Below are 16,757 nucleotides of genomic sequence, written 5' to 3'. Positions count from 1 at the left end.
CGCGTACCTGGTGGTGTTCGGATCGATGGTGGCGTACTCCGCGTATGTCTACATCCCCCGTTCCGACTGGTGTCGACGACGAAGGTCTTCGTCCCGAATCCGTCCTTCGTGAGCTCGGCCACGATGGCCTTGCCATAGGTGGTTTCGGTCTGGGTCGTCTTGCTGTCGCACTTCGCGCTGCCCAGGTCCGCGAGCGCGTCGAACAGCAGGGCAGGGAGGAGTCGCGCGCCGCGTCCCCCGATCATCGGCAGACCTCGTCGATCCACTCACGGGAACCGGGCTTCAGCGGCACCAGCCGTTGGCCTTGCGCGCCGTCGGAGGCGAGGCAGAACTTGGCGCCGTAGCCATGCGTCGGATCGGACGGATCCGAAGGGCGGCCGTTCAGGTAGACCAGATAGACGCGGTCGGGCTGCAACGGGGCTGGCGGCGTGCTGGTCTCCGCGCCGGGCGGCACCTGGCCATAGGCGATGCAACTGGCGTTCGACATCGGCGCGCCCTGCGCGGGATCCACGCCCATCGACCACACCTTGGTCACCGGCTTGGACGACGCATCGGAGACGATCACCGCCTGCAGTCTCACGCCGGGATCGCGCTTCGCTTCCTTCGCCGTGAGCGTGAAGCAGGGCTTGCCGCCTTCCATCCGGACCTCGGCCTCGCCGCGGCGCGACGTGGCGCAGGCCGAGAAGATGCTGGCGGACAGCGCGAGCAGCAGGAGCGGTTTCATCGACTTCATGGACGTCATGGGCTCAGGGCAGGTTGGCCTTGTCGGCGGGATTGGCGATGAAGGCTTTGAGCACCTCTTCGAAGAGGGGCAGGCTCTTCGCGTACTGCCGCTGGCTCATGGCATCAGGCGAATTCAGGTGCTTGAGCGCGAAGTAGTCGGCGAGCAGGTCGCCCTGGGCTTCCATGTTGTAGTCGCCCAGGCCCTGGCCGGACTTCAGCTCGTACTTGTAGGACAGGCCGATCCGGATCGCGCCGCGCAGGCGCACCCAGTAGCCGAGCTGGTGTTGCCACACATGGACCATCTCATGCATGAACCAGTGCTTGTCGCCGTCCTCGCCCTGGGAGAAGTCTTCCTTGAAGTAGCTCTTGTTGAAGTACATCTCGCCGTTGGGCGTCATGGCGGTGTCGTCGGGCTGCAGGCCGAAGGGCAGGTACTCGTCCTTGTGGACCTTGATGGTCGTGTAGTCGAGCGAGTCCTGGAACAGCAGCCGCGCCATCGCGATCTCGCCGGTGGTGAGCCCGCGGGCGCCGCCGTCGGCGGTGGCGATGGGTTTCCTCGGCGCGGGCACGTGAGGCGCGTCGGCCGGCGGCGTGAAATCCGCAGCCACGAGCAGCCAGTTGTCACCGGCGGACGCGTCCAGGCCGACAGGCCCGGGGCGGGGCGAGTCGCCGATCCATTTCGTGCCCGGATCGGACATCAGCCGGGCGACGTCCAACCCGATCGGACCAGGAACGACGGCACGTGCCATGACAAGCTCCCTGCAAGGCGCCGCGGAAAAGCCCGGCGGCAAGCGGCCCATGTTGCCCGGTCGGAGGAGTGGGCGCAAATGACTCTTGGCCAGTCGTGACGCGGGCCGCCGGGCGACGAGGGCGACACGGGCCACCGGGGCCGTCGACGGCGGGTTTTGCCGATCCTTCGAGTCGGGGAGTGGAGGGGATACTCCCCGCCGTTGCCGCGTTGCGGCGCTCGTCAGGGTTGGGGAGCCATGAGTATCCAAGTCGAGGCCGCCGGCGAGGTGCTGGTGGGAGCCGCCGTTGCTCAGGAGATGGTCGGCGGTGCCGAGGCCGATGCCGATGCCAATGCCGCCAAGCATGCGCACGGGGCCTGCGCCAACTGTGCCGCGCCGCTGCAAGGCGCGTTCTGCCACCGCTGCGGCCAGGCCGCCCATGTCCACCGCTCGCTGGCGCACCTGGCGGAGGAGCTGCTGCACGGCCTGCTGCATTTCGAGACCAAGGCCTGGCGCACTTTGCCGATGCTGCTCCTGAAGCCGGGCAAGCTGACCCGGGAGTACATCGACGGCCGACGCGTCCGTTATGTCTCGCCGCTGGCGCTGCTGCTGTTCCTGCTCTTCCTGATGTTCCTCGTGTTTTCGCTGACCAGCCCGACCGTGACGGTCGGGGGAGACCTGAACCCGACGCAGCTTGCCAAGCTGAACCAGACGCTGGAGGCCAGCCGCGCCAAGCTGGGCGAGCTGGAGGCGCAGCTGGCGGCACTGCCGGCGGCGGACACGTCGCGCCGTCGCGTCGAGTCGGCCATTGCCGAGCAACGTAAGGAGGTCGCCGGGATCGAGCAGGCGCAGCTGTTCCTGGACCCTCGGCAAGCCGCGAAGGACCCCGAGGCTGCGCGCGCTGCCGCGCAGCAGGTCCGTGCCTCGCTGGCGCGTTATCTGCCGTGGCTGTCCGCGCCCGGCATCGACGGCCGGATCGACCGCGCGCTGAGCAAGGCGCAAGGGCCGATGCTGCAGATCGAAGGCACGTCCGGGCTCCCGAGCTTCGATCGCAAGCTGACGCATGCGCTGGAGAACAAGGAACTCGCGCTCTACAAGATCAAGGGCGCGGCGGCCAAGTTCGCGTTTCTGCTGATGCCGATCTCGCTGCCGTTCCTGTGGCTGCTGCTGGTGACGCGGCGCCGCTTCGGCATGTTCGACCATGCCGTGTTCTCGCTCTACTCGTTGTCGGCGATGGCGCTGCTGATGAGCGCGGTGGCGATCTGCGGCTACTTCGGATTCGTCGGCCTGGCGGCCCTGCTGGCGACGGTGGTGCCGCCGCTGCACATGTTCGCGCAGCTGCGCGGCACGTACGCGCTCGGCGTTGGCGCCGCGGCGTGGCGCACGGTGGCGCTGCTCTTCATCGCAGGGGGCGCGATCCTCGTCTACAGCCTGCTGATCGTGCTGGCGAGCATGTGAGCGGCGTCCGGATCCCGACGGCTTCTTAACGGCACATGTTTTACCCTCCGCCGCCACTCGCCTGGAGGAACAGAATGAAGAAGATCGTCGTCACCCCATTCCACCGATTGACCGGCCTGGTCGTGGCTGGTCTTGCCATGCTGCTGCTCGTCGGACCTCATTCGTCGGCTCACGCCGCCAGCTTCGACTGCAAGAAGGCCGGCACAAAGGTCGAGAAGTTGATCTGCGCCGATAGCAAGCTGTCGGACATGGACGAGGAGATGACCCTTTACTACGCGCCGGACGAGAACACTCCGGGCGCCGATCCGAAGCGCGTGGCCCAGCGCGCATGGATCGCCAAGCGCAATGCCTGCACGACCGCTGCATGCGTCGAGAACCAGTATCACCTTCGCCTCTTCCAGCTCGCCTGCGACCCGCACGCGCCCTTCGCGGGATCGACGCCCACCCAGCTCGGTTGTCTGCGCCACCAGCTCTGGGTTGTTGAAAGGGAACTCGACGCGGCCGAACGAACGCACATCGATGAGATCTCCAAGAATGCGCACGACCCGGAAGGCATGCGCGCACTCGCCGTCAAGGAGGCGACGACCTGGCGTGCGTATCGTGCTGCGAAGTGCGAGCTCTACGGCAATCGCGAAGGTGATGGCGGCAATTGGCAGGTCGGCTGGGCGCTGGGATGCGACGTCAGTGAAACGCAGGACCGGATCAAGGCGGTCAAGGCAGATTGAGGCGCTTTTCGCCACCGCAGGGAAGGCAGAGGCGCCGCCAATCTCAGCGCACTGCTGGTGAGCGGCGGGTCGAAAAGACGATGACCCACTTGCAAGTCCTCCTCGTTGCGGCGATCACCTGTATCGCCTGCGCCTGCGTCTTCAGAGTCCAGCGCCCGCTGGCTCCGACAGGCGCCAGAAGCCGAAGCGGCCTCTCTCCGACATCACGAGCCGCCCTTGCGGATCGATGCCCAGAGCTCGGAACTTCAGGTCGAATTCGAGCTCGGGCATGCCCGTGAAGATCTGCCGGCGCACGGAGCCGAACCAGAGCACCGACCTGCGCTCGGTCAGGGTCGAGCGCTCGAGCCACGACTGTTCACGGGTGTCGGCCACGGTGTTGAGGATCCAGAACGCACCGTCCGGCCCGACCACGGCAGGGGCGTTGCCATAACCGGGCAGCACACGCGGATTCGACGGCCAGTCGGTGCGCGTCATCGTGCCCCCATCGGCGACCTTGAAGACGCCTTGATAGTTCAGCGCGTAGAGCTGATCGTCGGTGCCGATCAGCAGCCGGGCCAGGGGCCAGGTGTTGTCGGCGTGCCGCGCCACGGTCGTGACCACGCCGGCCGGCGTGACCCGGATGATGCGGCTGCCATTGGCGATGGCATACAGGTTCCCCCGGCTGTCCGTCGTCAACGAGAACGGCTTGCGGAATGCGGCCGACGATCCCGCGCCGTCCGCGTCCTCGACCTGTCCGGCGGCCGGCGGCGCGCCAGCGATCGTGGTGGTCTCGCCCGTCTGGGGCTGATAGCGGCGCAGCGACTGCTCGTCCGAAAAATAGACTTGTCCGGCGCGATCGACGACGACCTCCGCGTCCCACCAGGCGGACAGCCGCGCCGCGATCGGAGGACCATCGACAGGCGTCGTTTCCCCCTTGCGCCCCGCCACGCATCCGAGGTCCGCGGACACGGCGGCGACCCGGCAGAGCCGGGCGTTGTCGATGAAGTACAGGTCGCCGTTCGGATGGACGCCGAAGCTCCTGACCTCGCCGAAATCCGACAGGTCCTGGAGCGGCGAGGGGAAGGCCGACGTGCTCTTGGGCGACAGGCCGAAGGTGTAGGACGCCCCCGGCGCATGGCGCGTGACGGTGTGCTCGTCCGTGCGGGCGGTGAAGAGGCGGCCGGCGTTGTCGATGGCGACGGCGTCCACACCGCCGATGCCGAGGACCGATTGCGTCGTGCCGTCCGGCCTCACCAGCGTCACCTCGGTGGAGGTGGCCAGATAGACGCCGCCGCCCGGCGCGGCGGCGACACCCGTGCCGCAACGCGCGGGATAGATGGGCTCCGCGGTCCGCAGGACGGTTTCCACCTTGCCCTCGCGTGTGAGGCGGCGCAGCCGCGAGCAGCCGTCCTGGATCCACAACTCGCCATCGGCGCCGACGGCCAGTGCCCGGATGTCGGTGAAGCGGGCCTCCGCGGCGGGACCGTCGACCACGCCGAAGAGGTCCAGCGCGCCGCTCACCAGCGTCGCCGTGCCGTTCTTGAGCAGGCGCACGGTGTTCGTGCTCGCGATGTAGAGGTCCCCGCCCGGCGTGGCCGCGATGGCCTTTGCCCAGGTCACGCCGGGGGCGGAGTCCGCCACCTTGCCGATGTAGAGGCCGCCGGGCACCGCGCTGGTGGACCCTTCCGGCGACACCTTCAGGATCCGGTAGGTGTCCGCGACGTAGAGATTGCCGGCGGCATCGCGCGTGACGCTGAGGGGCGAGCCGAATCGTCCGACGCCGACCTTGCCGAGCTGGTCTCCGGCCACCGTCGGCACCCCTGCCACCGTGGACAGCACGCTGTCCACGCCGATCTTGCGGATGACACTGTTGCCCTGGTCGAGCACCAGCATGCCGCCGTCGCCTGCCGGCAGCAGGGCGACAGGCCTGTTGAACCGGGCCGCCGGACCGCCGTCGCGCATGCCGGCGCCGCCGAGGCTGATGATCAGCGGATCGACCTGCACCGCCCTGACGGTGAAGGTGTTCCCGTTGGCCGTCCTGGACTGGCCATTGGCGTCAGTGACCTTCAGCTGGATGGGAAGAGTGCCGGGGGTCGTGACGACGCGTTCGAACGAGGGCGTGTCGATGGCCGCGCCGCCCACGGTCCAGCTGTAGCGGAAGTTGTCCGGGACAGGCTGGTCGAAGCGCTCATAGCTGAACCCGGCGGCGAATCTCAACACGGTGCCGGACGGCACGGACACGTTGTAGGGCAGCCTCGATGCCATGTAGGGCAGGGTCAGGGCCGGGTCCGGCGACACGGTGCCCGTGTTGCCGCCCGGAGAGGCGCCTTGCCCGCCGTCGCCACCACCACCGCCGCCGCACCCGACGAGCGTGCAGGCAAGCAACAGCGGCAGCATCCGCGGATGCGTCGAAGGTCGAGACATCAAGAACTCCCTGAAGACCGTCATGACGATCTCCCGGCGCCTGGCGCCGGTGATCGGCCTCGCCGCGGTCCTGAGGACGGCGGGGGCGACTGGCCGTGAATGATCGGACCGCGATGATAGAGGGGATGGATGCAGGGCGTTGACCGCCCACTTCGGGTGGTTGACCGAGCTTGCTGAGACGGGCGCTGGCGGGAGGGCCCACACGCCGTTCTTGCATGTCTTCATCCGACGACATTCTTTGCTGCCTAAGATGCGGCGCTGTCCTCCTCCCACTCTCCGACTCCGCATGCTCAAAGCTGCCAATCGCCGCCGCGCGTTCTCGTTGCTGGGCGCCAGTCTTCTCCTCGCCGTCGCTGGCTGCGCAGGAACGCCTTCCACTCGCGTTCTATCGCACGGCCCTGTCTATTACGGGGATCGACCGGTGGCTCGGGTCTACGTCTACTTCTTCATCGACATGCGGCCTGAATACATGCCTGAGGCCTTCAGGCGCGTCGCTGGCGCCAAGCTCGCGGAGGCGCTCACAAGCAGTGGTATTCCCAATGAGCAGTTGTGGTTCTCCGATACCGGCGAGGGACGTGTTCTTGAGTCTGACTTCAAGAACCACACATTGACCAACACGACGTTCGTTTCGGTCGGTGCAACGATCAACGAGAACGCCGAACGCGACCATGCGCTGGCCCCGACGCATCGACTGATCGTCTTTCCGAGGGAGGCCCTGACGACAGGCGCCGGTGCGCTGTTCAACGTCAAGTGGGATGTCATTGACGCGTCGAATGGGAATTTCGAGTGGTCGGTGTACACGCAGACCCCTGTGCTTTCTCGAAATATGGATCCGGCGCAGGCCGAGGCGGCTGCCGCTGGCTTTGTCGAGGCAATCATTCAGGAGATGCGAGAGCGCAAGGTCATTCCGCGCGCGAAGATCTGAACCAACTACGGCATCGTCGAGAACGCGGGAACGCCAATCCGAGACGAACTGACAAATCCTGACCCTCAGGAGGGAGGCCATCCCCAGGCTGTCTCCCGCACTTCCTCCGAGGAACGAATCGCCCGAAACAACAGCTTAGGTGCCCTTGCATGTTCGGCCTTGCTCGAAAGTCTGTAGCGCCCGCCGCCGCGAGCGCTGTGCATCTCTACTTTTCCGAAGAGGCCGTCATCGTGGCTGCCACCCATCGAAACCTTGACGGCACCTATTTCGAGCAAGCGGATGCGACGGCCCGCATTGCTGGCGTCCCGTCGGCGCAAGAACTTGGTCGTGCCTTTCAGGCTGCCTTCCAAAGCTTCTCGATGAAGGATGCTGACCTCCGCGATGCGAAGAGGACCGATTGGCCGGCCTTCAAGGCCTCGGGCGCGCGCTCGGTCAAGCAATTTGAGGACGAGTTCCGCGCCTTCAGCTGCTACAGCCTCAATTCAAGCAACGCAATCGTTCGTGCAAGCACGCCGCACGCTCGGAATTCTGAGATCGAGTTGTCAACCTCTTTCAATCCGCTGCTGTCTGCGGAGGTCATCGGCGCGCAGTTGCTGCGGCTCCTGGCAGCGGCCAAAGCCACGCAAGCCGAACCTGCGTTGTCGTCTAGCGCGAACTGACAAGTCCTGACCCTCCGGGGGAGGCCATCCCTCAGGCTGTCTCCCGCACTTCCTCCCCCTGGTGATCGACTTCGGATCGACGTACGTCGCGGACTGCTCGGTTGCGCTGCCAAGGAAGGCGGATGAGGGCTGCGGGGTAGAAGGGATACTCGCGAAACCTCGCGCGGAGCGCGGGAGCGTTATGGAGCCACTTCGCCGTCACGACGATGACTCACCTGCAAGTTCTCCTCGTCGCAACGATCACCTGGACCGTCTGGATTCCGGCGATCGTCCTTCAGTATCGAGCGCGCAATGATCCGGGCGGGATCTCGATCTTCCCGGCACCATTCATGCCGTTCCTGTTCTGGGGCCTGGCCTATGTCTTTCACCGGGTCCATTTCCAGCCAGGAGTGACGGCGATCGGCGTTCTCCATCTTGTGTTCCTGGCTGCCATGGGCGTGAGCATGGTCCTTTCCGGATGGACCATCTACCGCGAAGGCAAGGGCACTGTGCAGCGGACGCGGTCCTCCGGGAAGAGTGATCATGGTGATTGAATGAACGTCGACGTCGCGTTGTTGAAGCGGCTCTCCACCCTGCACGCAAACCTGCGATCTGCGGCGGGCTACCTGGACGTGCCAATTCCCCCTCACATTCCCGAGCAGGTGACATTGGCGCAGACGTTGGAGTTGCTGTCGGAGCCGGCACTGATCGCGTGGATGACCGAGCTTGCGGAGGCGGGCGCCGGCGGGAGGCCTAAGGCAGCCTTCTGGCGCGACCTTGAGCGGGGAGCCGAGGCGTTCGGGCTGCCAGAGCGGGCGACCCAGTACCGCGCTCAGTTCCTTGGAGCGGTCGCCGACAAAGACGGCAGGTGAGGGCGTTCGTCTTCAACACGTTTCGCAAGGCGTGCTTCAGGCTGATTCCGGATGTGTGACAGCGGTCTTCCGAGCGGCAGCTCTTGCACGGATTGCAAGCACTGGAAAGTTGCAGCGCGTAACCGTCCCTGCGACACTTTTGTCTTTACAAGGGAGAAGAGATGGCAAGGACGCCCAAGACAACGCCCGAGCAAGACGGGGAGATCTCTTTCACGATGGTGAAATTCACCATGAGGGGATCTGATACGAGCATGCAGAAGGGAATGGACGCGATCAAGTCTGCGTTCGTGCAGGCCGGCTTCATCCCCGCACTACCCGACATGCGCGCACGCCCGAACGGTGTGAGGCAAATTGCTGCGACCGGCTCTGAGCAAGAAGTTGCGGACGAGGTTGTCGACCCTGCCGATCCTGTCGACCAAGAATCCGGAGTCGCCGAGGCGGCGCCAATACTTGCGCCCAAGAGGACGGCTACGGCTAAGAAGCCGCCTAACTTCAAGATCATGAAGGATCTGAAATTCGATGACGTCCAGCCGACGCTGGAGGCATTTGTGGCCGAGAAGAAGCCCAAGACGCATCTCGATCGCTACCTTTGCATCGCCTACTGGTTCAAGCACTACAAGGACCTCGAGGACCTGACGACAGAGCACTTCTTCACCGCGTATATGCACTATCGATGGACGCTGCCCGCCAACGCTGCGACTCCGATCAACGACCTTCGACACGCCAAGCGTCAATTGTTCGTAGCGGGCAAGACGACAGGGACCTCGACGATCGCGAACTCCGGCGAGCGCCAAGTCGGCGAGATGGGGAAAGCTGAAGCTTGAAGGACGTTCATCACTTCATTGCACCGATCAAGGACTTCAATCAGAAATCTGCGCCTTATCAGATTGAGGTCTTTGCGTGGTTCCTCCATGAGGTTAAAGGGCAGGAGTACTTCAGCCCGGCGGACATCCGCGCCTGCTACGACGCCACTCACCTTCCGGTCCCGAACGTCTCGGCGTCGCTGGCGAAGATCCTTGAGAAACGACCGGCCCGCTGCATTCGCAACACCAAGGGATACAAGCTTTCCAGCATTACCCGCGGGGAGATGGAGACGTTGCTACCCGTCCGGGCATCAGCCGTCGCCACGACCGCGTTGCTTCAAGGGCTTGTCGAAAGGGTTTCGAAGCCTGAGCACAAGGTCTTCCTAAACGAAGCCCTCGTTTGCTTTCAGTACGGCGCACACCGAGCCGCGATCGTAATGATCTGGAATCTCGCCTACTCGCACGTTCTCGATCACATCATTGGCAATCACCTCGCTGCATTTAATGCACAGCGGACAAAGGTCGGTCCAAAGTTGCCAGAGGTCACCAAACTGACCGACTTTGAGGACTACGGAGAGCGTCAGGTGATCGAGATTTGCCGCGGTGCTCGCATCTACGATGCGACGGTCTGCAAGACTCTTACGGAGCGCTTGAATCGTCGCAACTCTGCCGCTCATCCGTCATCGGCGAAGTTCACGCCCGTGCAGGCGGAGGATATGGTCACGGACCTCATCAACAACGTTTTGCTCAACCCGAACGTATGAACTGGGGGCTTGCTATATCGTCGTGGGTCGTCGCGATCTACTTCGGCGTTGGCTTCGTCGCAAAGGCAGGCTTTCCGCCCAAAACGGATCTACTCATTGGTGATGCCCTGTACGTCTGCCTTACTCTATTCTTCCTGTTCCTACCGTTCTTCAACAAGATAAAAATCGGCGCTTGGATTGAGCTTGAGCGAGAGGTCAAGGCGGCCAAGAAGGATGCTGCTGCCGCAAGGGACGAGTTGCGGGAGTTCAAGGCCGAGGTTCGGAACACCGTGTCGGTGATTAGCTCGAATAATGTGAACCCACAGTTCAACATCCACCTCGCCGATATGCTTCGCCAGCAAGGTGAAAACGTCGATAAGAATCTCAATCAAGAGGCTCGCGCAAAAGCGGAAGACGTCAAGAATGAGCTGCAGGCGGACGACGACGTGAACTTTGCCTTGGCGAAGGTGCGTATCGAGATTGAGCGGTTGCTCCGAACGATCCTCGGGCGCAGCCTTATGGTTTCCTCTTCCGGGAATCCGAAGTTCTGGTCGATTAACAGCATGTTTGAGCAGTTGGTGAAGCAACAACCAAACCTCGCGTTCCTGCGCGAACCCATGAAGCACGTCCTGTCTGTCTGCAACGCCGCTGTCCACGCGCAGATCATTGCGCCGTCGCAAGCGGGAGAAGCGTTGAAGTTGGGCGCGCTGATCATCGCAGCGCTGAAGCAACATCCTGGCGCACAGGGCGAGCCGGCCGAAGTGGAATGAAGAGTCGCCGACTGTAGTTGAATGATCGCAGTGAGCCTAAGAGCGGGTGGAAGCACGGAACTCGTGATCGACCGGTTGAATCCGCCACCGTCAGCGGCCAATTGGGTATTCGAGCGTCCCGCCAATTCGTTCTTGCGCAGGCTGTTCCCTACCGGAGTCGAACGCCTTCTTCATCAACATGATCTCCGATGTGGAGAGCAGATGTGCTCCTGCCGGGGCGGGAGAGCCCGCCTTGCGCAAGTTCTGGATGCCCATCGCGAGTTGCAGTGAGTAGTCCGTTGGGATGGACCCCGCATCAAACGGCTGACTGCCTAGGTAGTTCTTGAACCATCGCGCCGTGTCGCCCGAGGGCGGGATCATGGGTGAGATGGCCGGCGTCTGTGCCGTCGCGTGGCAAGATATACACGATGATTTTGGATTGTCGACAGGACCGTTCAGGCGCCCTTCGAATCCAAGATGCTGAGGGGTGCCAATAGACGTGTTGATCCACTGCTGCGTTGTGGTTTCGTTGCCCCACATTACGCCCACAGGGAGCATTCGGTCCCATGGCGTCGCACCCGGGACCTCGCCGTTATAGGCCATCGTTGCGAAGACCCAGCCCGTCTCGCTGGCCTGCTTGTCCTTGACCGCGAGATCCATCTGCAATAGACGCACAGTTTGCGGCTTGCGCTGCGTTGCGCTGCTGGGACACGTGCCGTTCGGCAGCACATGGACATTGCCTTGCCATTCGAGCGTGTTCTTCAGGTATGGAACTTCGCTGACTGGTGCAGCCGTGAACAGCAGCTTGGCGATCACTGTGCCTTCTGGGAACTGCGCCAGCGAGGCGTCGGGCGCCTTCGGGTCGGCCCACACTCGGCCAATCTGGTAGCCGCCGCGGGCATTGAAAAATCCGACAGCCCAGTTCTGTGCGCAATGAATCTGATCCGGTCCCAGCTCTCCCTTGCCAGGGCTTGAGGCGGCGGGCGTGCTGCGCTCCCGCGTCAAGCCATGGATGAACTCGCGGCCGCTAGTGCCGTAGTGCATCCAGGGCGCGTGGTACCACTTGCGCACTGGGTTGTCCTGGACGGCCCAGTTCACGCCGACATTGCCCTCCAGGGCATAACGGTACAGCGCGTTGACGTAGTTCTGCGGATCCTTCGTCGGATTAATTCCGGCCCAAGGCAGAGCCTCTTCTGGAGGCAATGTCTTGGGATAGGCTTGGCTCAGCCTGAAAATCGGTCCAGTCCAGCCGCTAGGCACCTTGTCCGTGGTTGCTGGAAACGTCTGTGCTGAGACAGGCACGCCGACGGCTAAAAGCACAAAGGCGGCCTTGGCCTTAAATGTGGACCTGAACATTGTTCTCTCCCCTCTCGTTTGCTTGACCGCATGGCAGGACGAGACAGTCAACTGCGCATGATGCTGGATTGGCTTTTGGTGCCTGTCATCCACTGTTCTGATGAGATTGATGAGGAGCAATATCGGTTTGAGACAGCGTGGGGCCGGCGCTTCGCACCGGCTGCGGAATCAAGGTCAAGGGCGGGGACATCCGCGCTCCGATCTCGCAATTCGCCCGGGGCCTTCGGCTGCATTTCGACCCAGCAGTTCGCAGATGACGAATTCACGCCCCTCGGCGTGAATTCGGATCTCCGCTGAGGATGACGGCACCGCTGCAAGCGGCCAAGCAAAGCCGACTGCTTCGCAAGGCCGCCAACGCCGGAATGGTCGAGAACGCGGGAACGCCAACCCGAGGCGAACTGCGTTTGTCGTCTAGCACGAACTGACAAGTCCTGACCCTCAGGGCGGTGCCATCCCCCCAGGCCAACCCCCGCACTCCCTCCAAGGAACGAATCGCCCGAAGTCTTTGACATAGATCAGAGAACGAAGTCCCGATCGGACGGAGCATGGACTCCGGTGCTTCAACCCACCACAACGAAGCCGGCGCCGGTTCTGAGACTGACGTCGGGCCCTTGATCATTCGGTCATGGGCGAGATGGGCCTATCCGCGAGGACGGCCGCACGTCCCTTCGTCGTGAGTTGAACATCTCGCCCACCACTCCGGTCGATCCGTTGGCATGTCGCCTTCGACATCGGAGCCGGTGGCATCCAACCTTGACCGGGGTAGTACGACATGGGAAGTTTCCAACAAGCACGCATCGACGAGTCCGACAAGCCGCTGCGCTCGCGCCATCCGCTCGCGGGCTGCGATCAGCAGACGCTGATCCACCTGCAGCACGGCTGGGGCATGACCGAGCCGCAGATCTTCGGGCCGCGTCTCGGCTCCGATGCGATCTGCCTGCGCGCGGATCTGACGATGGGCTCGGCGCTCGCCAATCTCCGCGCACTGTTGGTGAGCGGCGCATCGATGCTGGCCATGCTCGCCGACAACAGCGCGGAGGGCGATCCGGCCAAGCACGTGGCGAACGCGGTGAAGGAGTCGCTGCGCGAAGGTCTGGGGATGCTCGGCGTGGTGGAGCGCGCGGTGGATGACGATCGGAGGAAGGTGGCCTCTTGAGCGCGAGAGTCCAAGGCAGCGAGGTGAGGGCACTGGCCGAGCACCTCGCGCCGGACCTCTTGATCATCACGTCACGGCAAGGCCTGGCCCCCAACGGGACTCGTCCGGATTCGGGTCCTTCCACCCCGGCGTCATCTCGCCATTTCCCGACTATCTGTTCCTCGAATTCAAGTCATTCCGCCTTGAATTGGCTAAACGCATGATCCCGTTCGACGGCTCTTTCGTCATTCAACTTAGCCAAAGTGAGGTCCTGAAATGAAGCTCAAGAACAAGGTCGCATTCATCACGGGTGGTACGTCGGGCATCGGCCTGGAGACCGCCAAGCTGTTCGAGGCCGAGGGCGCCCAGGTGGTGCTGGTCGGCTCGAACGCCGAGCGTCTGGCCGCCGCCGGCAACGAACTCGGAGGGACGGCGCTGCTGGTCCGCGCGGACATCCGCAAGGTGGCCGACATCGAGCGCGCCGTGCAGGAGACGCAGGCCAGGATCGGCCGCATCGACGTGCTCTTCGCCAACGCCGGTGCCACGACGGTCGCTCCGCTCGAGGCGGTGACGGAGGCGTATGTCGCCGACAACCTCGCGCTCAACTTCACCGGCACGTTCTTCACGATTCAGAAGGTGGCGCCGCTCATGGCGCAAGGCGGCAGCATCATCGTGACGACGTCCTTCCTCAACACCATCGGATACGCCGGCCTGTCGATCCTGGCGGCGACCAAGGCGGCGGCGCGCTCCCTCGTCCGCACCCTGGGCGCGGAACTGGCGCCGCGCGGCATCCGCGTGAACGCGGTCAGCCCGGGCGCGATCGCGACGCCGTTCTACAGCAAGATCGGACTGCCCGACAACGTGCTGTCGGAGATCGCCGCGGGCATCACGCAGAAGGTCGGATTGAAGCGCTTCGGCGATGCGGCGGAACTCGCGAAGACCGCGCTGTTCCTGGCCAGCGACGACTCGTCGTACACGACGGGCACGGAACTCGTGGTCGACGGCGGCCTGACCCAGTTCTGACGCTCAGCGCGACGGGACGCGTCCGAAGTCCGCCAATGCCTCGCGAAGTTTCGGGACGGCGAAGTCGATGAATCGGCGGAGCTTGACCGGCATCATGTCGCGAGACAGGTGGACGAGGTGCACCGGAATCGGGTCGACCTCGAACTCCTCCAGGAGGTATCGGAGTTTCCCGTCGCGCACGGCCTCCGCCACGTCGTGCTCGAGCAGCATCGTCGCGCCGACGCCATCGATGGCGGCATCGGCCGCCGCGTCGGGCGACGAAACGAGCAATCGTGGCGTGCCCGTGATCGTGTGGATCTCGCCGGCGTCCGGATGACGGAAGCGCCACGGCGACAGGAACGGGCTGTTGAACACGACGCGAGGGAACCCGTGAAGATCCTCGGGGCTGCGTGGCACACCGTGCTGCTTCAGAAGCGCGGGGCTGGCCACCACCACGACCCGCAACAGGCCGACCCGCGTCGCCACCAGGCTGCTGTCGGCCAGGCGTCCGATCCGGACAGCGACATCCGCGGGTGAATCGACGAGGTCGATGTTGCGGTCGGATTGCAGGAGCTGGATCCGGATCTCGGGAAACTGCGTCAGGAACTGATTGACGACGGGAAGCACCCGCAGCCGCGCCACCTGCACCGGCGTCGTCACGACGAGCTCGCCGCGTGGATTCGTGAACTCGCCGGCGGCGCGACGCTCCTGCTCATCGACCTGTTCGAGGATCCGCCTTGCGGCGGCCACGTAATCGGTCCCCGCATCCGTCAGCAGGAGCTTGCGTGTCGTGCGAACGAGAAGCTTGGTGCCGACCAAGGCCTCCAGGTCGTTGACATTGCGCGTGAGCGTGGCGACGGGGATCCGCAGTTTCCTGGCGGCCGCCGAGAGGCTTCCCTCCTCGACGGAGGCCACCAACATCGCCATCGCTTCCAGTCTGTCCAATTGACGCACCTCGACAAGGTCAACGACCAGGAGTGGCCGTGCCGCGGTCACCGAACGGCCGCGAGGCCGCACTCTACATGGCGGTAGATGCGACGCCCCTCGCGCAGTGGCCGCAGGCTTCTTCACGGACGGGAACGAATCGCGCGGCAGTCGCTGCATCGTGTTGAAATCCGCCGCCAACGAGGCACCCGCCCATCAGGAGAGGGAAGCGATGGTGGACCGATGACGATCGCCCGGTACGTGGCCGCCATGACGCTGGCTTTCGCCTGTCTGGGCGCAGTGGCGGCGCAGGCCGACGGCACGTCGCCCGCGCCCGCCTGGCATCAGGCCCAGGTGGAAGCGCGCATCCTGTTCGCGCCCCAGGCCGTTCCTGGCAGCGACGGAACGAGGCACCTCGCCTATGAGCTGCGCCTCACCAGCTTCCAGGACGAGGAGAACCCGCTGACGCTGACCCGGCTGGCCGTCTTCACCGATGTGGGCAAGGTCCCGCTGTTGACCGTCGAAGGCGCCGACCTGCATCGCCTGCTCAACCGGGCCGTGCCGGACAACGCACCGAGCAATGGCTTGGATGTGCCGTCGGGGCGTTCGCTGACGCTCTTCCTGTGGCTGAACCTGCCTGCAGGAACGCCGCCGGGGAGCCTGCGACATCAACTGAATTTCCGGACTTCCAAGGGCGATGTCCAGCGCGCCGACGACGTGCGGACGACCGTCGTCCCGACGCCGCCGATCCGCATTGCCGCCCCGCTGCGCGGCGGTCGATGGCTGGCCGTCGAGGGGCCAGGCAATGCGCTGTCGCACCACTGGGGCAGCCTGGTTGCCATCGATGGAACTTTGTCCATTCCGCAGCGCTTCGCCATCGACTGGTTCGGGTTGGACGAGGCCAACCATTCACTGCGCAGCCGGCATGAAGACCTCGCCTCCAGCGTCGACGAGGATTGGATCGGCTTCGGCCAGGACGTGCTGGCAGTGGCGGACGGGGTCGTCGTCGACGCCCGCGACGGGATCGCCGATGGCCAGCCGCTCCGCCCGTTGGAGGGGCCGGAGGACCTGACGGCGCGCACCCTCTATGGCAACTTCGTCGTGCTGCGCCTCGCGCCCGGGGTCTACGCGCATTACGCGCATCTCCGGGCGGGCAGCGTCCACGTGCGGCCCGGTCAGCGCGTGCGGCGAGGCGCCGTCCTGGCGCAGCTCGGCCAGACCGGCAGCGCGGGCGCGCCGCATCTGCATTTCCACATCAGCGACCGGTCGACGTTCGAGCACTCGCAGGGACTGCCCTTCGTCGTCGATGCCTTCGCGCTCCTGGGGCAGGGCAGGATCGAAGAGACCTTCGATCCGACGGTGCCGGCCGGCGCCTCCGCGGCGAAGGCTGCAGCGCGAAGGAATGAACTGCCGCTGGACGGCAGCATCGTGTCCTTCCCTCGATGAGCGGGCTCAGCGCCTGAACTTGCCGTCCACGGTGGGGACGGATGCTCATCCGCTCCAGGCTGAGTGCAGTCGGTCGCGGTGACTCGTTCGGCCTACGGTTCTCGACCCATTGCCGCCCCAGTCAGTC

Annotated in this window: 17 protein-coding genes; 12 read left to right on the top strand and 5 right to left on the bottom strand. The window is 64.5% G+C overall.

The window, feature by feature from the left end; genetic code table 11:
* Window positions 1-241 precede the first annotated feature (241 nt).
* Together AC07OZ_RS06640 and AC07OZ_RS06635 are read right to left on the bottom strand one after the other, a co-directional pair.
* Window positions 242-724 carry a hypothetical protein gene (locus AC07OZ_RS06640; protein ID WP_495466358.1) on the bottom strand — a complete coding sequence of 161 codons (483 nt, stop codon included), beginning with the start codon at window positions 722-724 and terminating at the stop codon, window positions 242-244.
* Between the two features lie 22 nt (window positions 725-746).
* The gene (locus AC07OZ_RS06635; protein ID WP_495466357.1) at window positions 747-1,472 is read right to left on the bottom strand and encodes a hypothetical protein; all 726 of its coding nucleotides are present in this window, start codon (window positions 1,470-1,472) and stop codon (window positions 747-749) included.
* A gap of 237 nt (window positions 1,473-1,709) precedes the next feature.
* Here AC07OZ_RS06635 and AC07OZ_RS06630 point away from each other — a divergent pair, with 237 nt between their 5' ends.
* Window positions 1,710-2,909, top strand: a complete 1,200-nt coding sequence (locus AC07OZ_RS06630; protein ID WP_495466356.1) for a DUF3667 domain-containing protein — start codon at window positions 1,710-1,712, stop codon at window positions 2,907-2,909.
* 74 nt (window positions 2,910-2,983) lie between these two features.
* Window positions 2,984-3,634 carry a lysozyme inhibitor LprI family protein gene (locus AC07OZ_RS06625; RefSeq protein WP_495466355.1) on the top strand — a complete coding sequence of 217 codons (651 nt, stop codon included), beginning with the start codon at window positions 2,984-2,986 and terminating at the stop codon, window positions 3,632-3,634.
* Window positions 3,635-3,775: 141 nt separating this feature from the next.
* Here AC07OZ_RS06625 and AC07OZ_RS06620 read toward each other — a convergent pair whose 3' ends face one another.
* Window positions 3,776-6,037, bottom strand: coding sequence for a hypothetical protein (locus tag AC07OZ_RS06620; RefSeq protein WP_495466354.1), 2,262 nt, complete (start codon window positions 6,035-6,037; stop codon window positions 3,776-3,778).
* Window positions 6,038-6,323: 286 nt separating this feature from the next.
* Here AC07OZ_RS06620 and AC07OZ_RS06615 point away from each other — a divergent pair, with 286 nt between their 5' ends.
* The 7 genes from AC07OZ_RS06615 to AC07OZ_RS06585 all read left to right on the top strand — a co-directional run bounded on the left by AC07OZ_RS06615 (window position 6,324) and on the right by AC07OZ_RS06585 (window position 10,788).
* On the top strand, window positions 6,324-6,962 hold the full coding sequence (locus AC07OZ_RS06615; RefSeq protein ID WP_495466353.1) for a hypothetical protein: 639 nt from the start codon (window positions 6,324-6,326) through the stop codon (window positions 6,960-6,962).
* 149 nt (window positions 6,963-7,111) lie between these two features.
* Entirely contained in the window at window positions 7,112-7,621 is a 510-nt protein-coding gene (locus tag AC07OZ_RS06610) for a hypothetical protein (protein WP_495466352.1), read from the top strand.
* Window positions 7,622-7,827: 206 nt separating this feature from the next.
* Window positions 7,828-8,154: a hypothetical protein gene (locus AC07OZ_RS06605; RefSeq protein ID WP_495466351.1), complete on the top strand. Its 327-nt coding sequence runs from the start codon at window positions 7,828-7,830 to the stop codon at window positions 8,152-8,154.
* Entirely contained in the window at window positions 8,155-8,472 is a 318-nt protein-coding gene (locus AC07OZ_RS06600; protein WP_495466350.1) for a hypothetical protein, read from the top strand. It abuts the gene before it with no gap.
* Between the two features lie 263 nt (window positions 8,473-8,735).
* Window positions 8,736-9,296 carry a hypothetical protein gene (locus AC07OZ_RS06595; RefSeq protein WP_495466349.1) on the top strand — a complete coding sequence of 187 codons (561 nt, stop codon included), beginning with the start codon at window positions 8,736-8,738 and terminating at the stop codon, window positions 9,294-9,296.
* On the top strand, window positions 9,293-10,039 hold the full coding sequence (locus tag AC07OZ_RS06590) for a hypothetical protein (protein WP_495466348.1): 747 nt from the start codon (window positions 9,293-9,295) through the stop codon (window positions 10,037-10,039). The genes AC07OZ_RS06595 and AC07OZ_RS06590 overlap by 4 nt, the downstream gene beginning before the upstream one ends.
* On the top strand, window positions 10,036-10,788 hold the full coding sequence (locus AC07OZ_RS06585) for a hypothetical protein (protein ID WP_495466347.1): 753 nt from the start codon (window positions 10,036-10,038) through the stop codon (window positions 10,786-10,788). Before AC07OZ_RS06590 ends, AC07OZ_RS06585 begins: the two co-directional genes overlap by 4 nt.
* A 90-nt stretch (window positions 10,789-10,878) precedes the next feature.
* On the opposite strand, the gene AC07OZ_RS06580 is transcribed toward AC07OZ_RS06585, so the two are convergent.
* Entirely contained in the window at window positions 10,879-12,123 is a 1,245-nt protein-coding gene (locus AC07OZ_RS06580) for a hypothetical protein (RefSeq protein WP_495466346.1), read from the bottom strand.
* 772 nt (window positions 12,124-12,895) lie between these two features.
* On the opposite strand from AC07OZ_RS06580, the gene AC07OZ_RS06575 reads away from it, so the two are divergent.
* Together AC07OZ_RS06575 and AC07OZ_RS06570 are read left to right on the top strand one after the other, a co-directional pair.
* On the top strand, window positions 12,896-13,279 hold the full coding sequence (locus AC07OZ_RS06575; RefSeq protein WP_495466345.1) for a hypothetical protein: 384 nt from the start codon (window positions 12,896-12,898) through the stop codon (window positions 13,277-13,279).
* A 255-nt stretch (window positions 13,280-13,534) separates the two neighbouring features.
* Entirely contained in the window at window positions 13,535-14,281 is a 747-nt protein-coding gene (locus tag AC07OZ_RS06570) for an SDR family oxidoreductase (protein ID WP_495466344.1), read from the top strand.
* A 3-nt stretch (window positions 14,282-14,284) separates the two neighbouring features.
* Here AC07OZ_RS06570 and AC07OZ_RS06565 read toward each other — a convergent pair whose 3' ends face one another.
* Entirely contained in the window at window positions 14,285-15,364 is a 1,080-nt protein-coding gene (locus AC07OZ_RS06565) for a LysR family transcriptional regulator (RefSeq protein WP_495466343.1), read from the bottom strand.
* Window positions 15,365-15,427: 63 nt separating this feature from the next.
* Between AC07OZ_RS06565 and AC07OZ_RS06560 the strand changes: the two genes are divergently transcribed.
* Window positions 15,428-16,630 (top strand): M23 family metallopeptidase, encoded by a 1,203-nt coding sequence (locus tag AC07OZ_RS06560; protein WP_495466342.1) that lies wholly within the window; start codon window positions 15,428-15,430, stop codon window positions 16,628-16,630.
* Window positions 16,631-16,757: the final 127 nt, after the last annotated feature.

Source organism: Roseateles sp. GW821-FHT09G03 (genome assembly GCF_059416045.1).
The sequence above is the reverse complement of the archived record's forward strand: the minus strand, read 5'-3'. Positions and strand labels throughout refer to the sequence as shown.

What these genes read in the sequence shown, in the direction of transcription:
- AC07OZ_RS06640 (WP_495466358.1), bottom strand. Translation starts at nt 724, where the DNA reads ATGAAACCGCTCCTGCTGCTCGCGCTGTCCGCCAGCATCTTCTCGGCC.
- AC07OZ_RS06635 (WP_495466357.1), bottom strand. Translation starts at nt 1,472, where the DNA reads ATGGCACGTGCCGTCGTTCCTGGTCCGATCGGGTTGGACGTCGCCCGG.
- AC07OZ_RS06630 (WP_495466356.1), top strand. Translation starts at nt 1,710, where the DNA reads ATGAGTATCCAAGTCGAGGCCGCCGGCGAGGTGCTGGTGGGAGCCGCC.
- AC07OZ_RS06625 (WP_495466355.1), top strand. Translation starts at nt 2,984, where the DNA reads ATGAAGAAGATCGTCGTCACCCCATTCCACCGATTGACCGGCCTGGTC.
- AC07OZ_RS06620 (WP_495466354.1), bottom strand. Translation starts at nt 6,037, where the DNA reads ATGTCTCGACCTTCGACGCATCCGCGGATGCTGCCGCTGTTGCTTGCC.
- AC07OZ_RS06615 (WP_495466353.1), top strand. Translation starts at nt 6,324, where the DNA reads ATGCTCAAAGCTGCCAATCGCCGCCGCGCGTTCTCGTTGCTGGGCGCC.
- AC07OZ_RS06610 (WP_495466352.1), top strand. Translation starts at nt 7,112, where the DNA reads ATGTTCGGCCTTGCTCGAAAGTCTGTAGCGCCCGCCGCCGCGAGCGCT.
- AC07OZ_RS06605 (WP_495466351.1), top strand. Translation starts at nt 7,828, where the DNA reads ATGACTCACCTGCAAGTTCTCCTCGTCGCAACGATCACCTGGACCGTC.
- AC07OZ_RS06600 (WP_495466350.1), top strand. Translation starts at nt 8,155, where the DNA reads ATGAACGTCGACGTCGCGTTGTTGAAGCGGCTCTCCACCCTGCACGCA.
- AC07OZ_RS06595 (WP_495466349.1), top strand. Translation starts at nt 8,736, where the DNA reads ATGGACGCGATCAAGTCTGCGTTCGTGCAGGCCGGCTTCATCCCCGCA.
- AC07OZ_RS06585 (WP_495466347.1), top strand. Translation starts at nt 10,036, where the DNA reads ATGAACTGGGGGCTTGCTATATCGTCGTGGGTCGTCGCGATCTACTTC.
- AC07OZ_RS06580 (WP_495466346.1), bottom strand. Translation starts at nt 12,123, where the DNA reads ATGTTCAGGTCCACATTTAAGGCCAAGGCCGCCTTTGTGCTTTTAGCC.
- AC07OZ_RS06575 (WP_495466345.1), top strand. Translation starts at nt 12,896, where the DNA reads ATGGGAAGTTTCCAACAAGCACGCATCGACGAGTCCGACAAGCCGCTG.
- AC07OZ_RS06570 (WP_495466344.1), top strand. Translation starts at nt 13,535, where the DNA reads ATGAAGCTCAAGAACAAGGTCGCATTCATCACGGGTGGTACGTCGGGC.
- AC07OZ_RS06565 (WP_495466343.1), bottom strand. Translation starts at nt 15,364, where the DNA reads ATGCAGCGACTGCCGCGCGATTCGTTCCCGTCCGTGAAGAAGCCTGCG.
- AC07OZ_RS06560 (WP_495466342.1), top strand. Translation starts at nt 15,428, where the DNA reads ATGACGATCGCCCGGTACGTGGCCGCCATGACGCTGGCTTTCGCCTGT.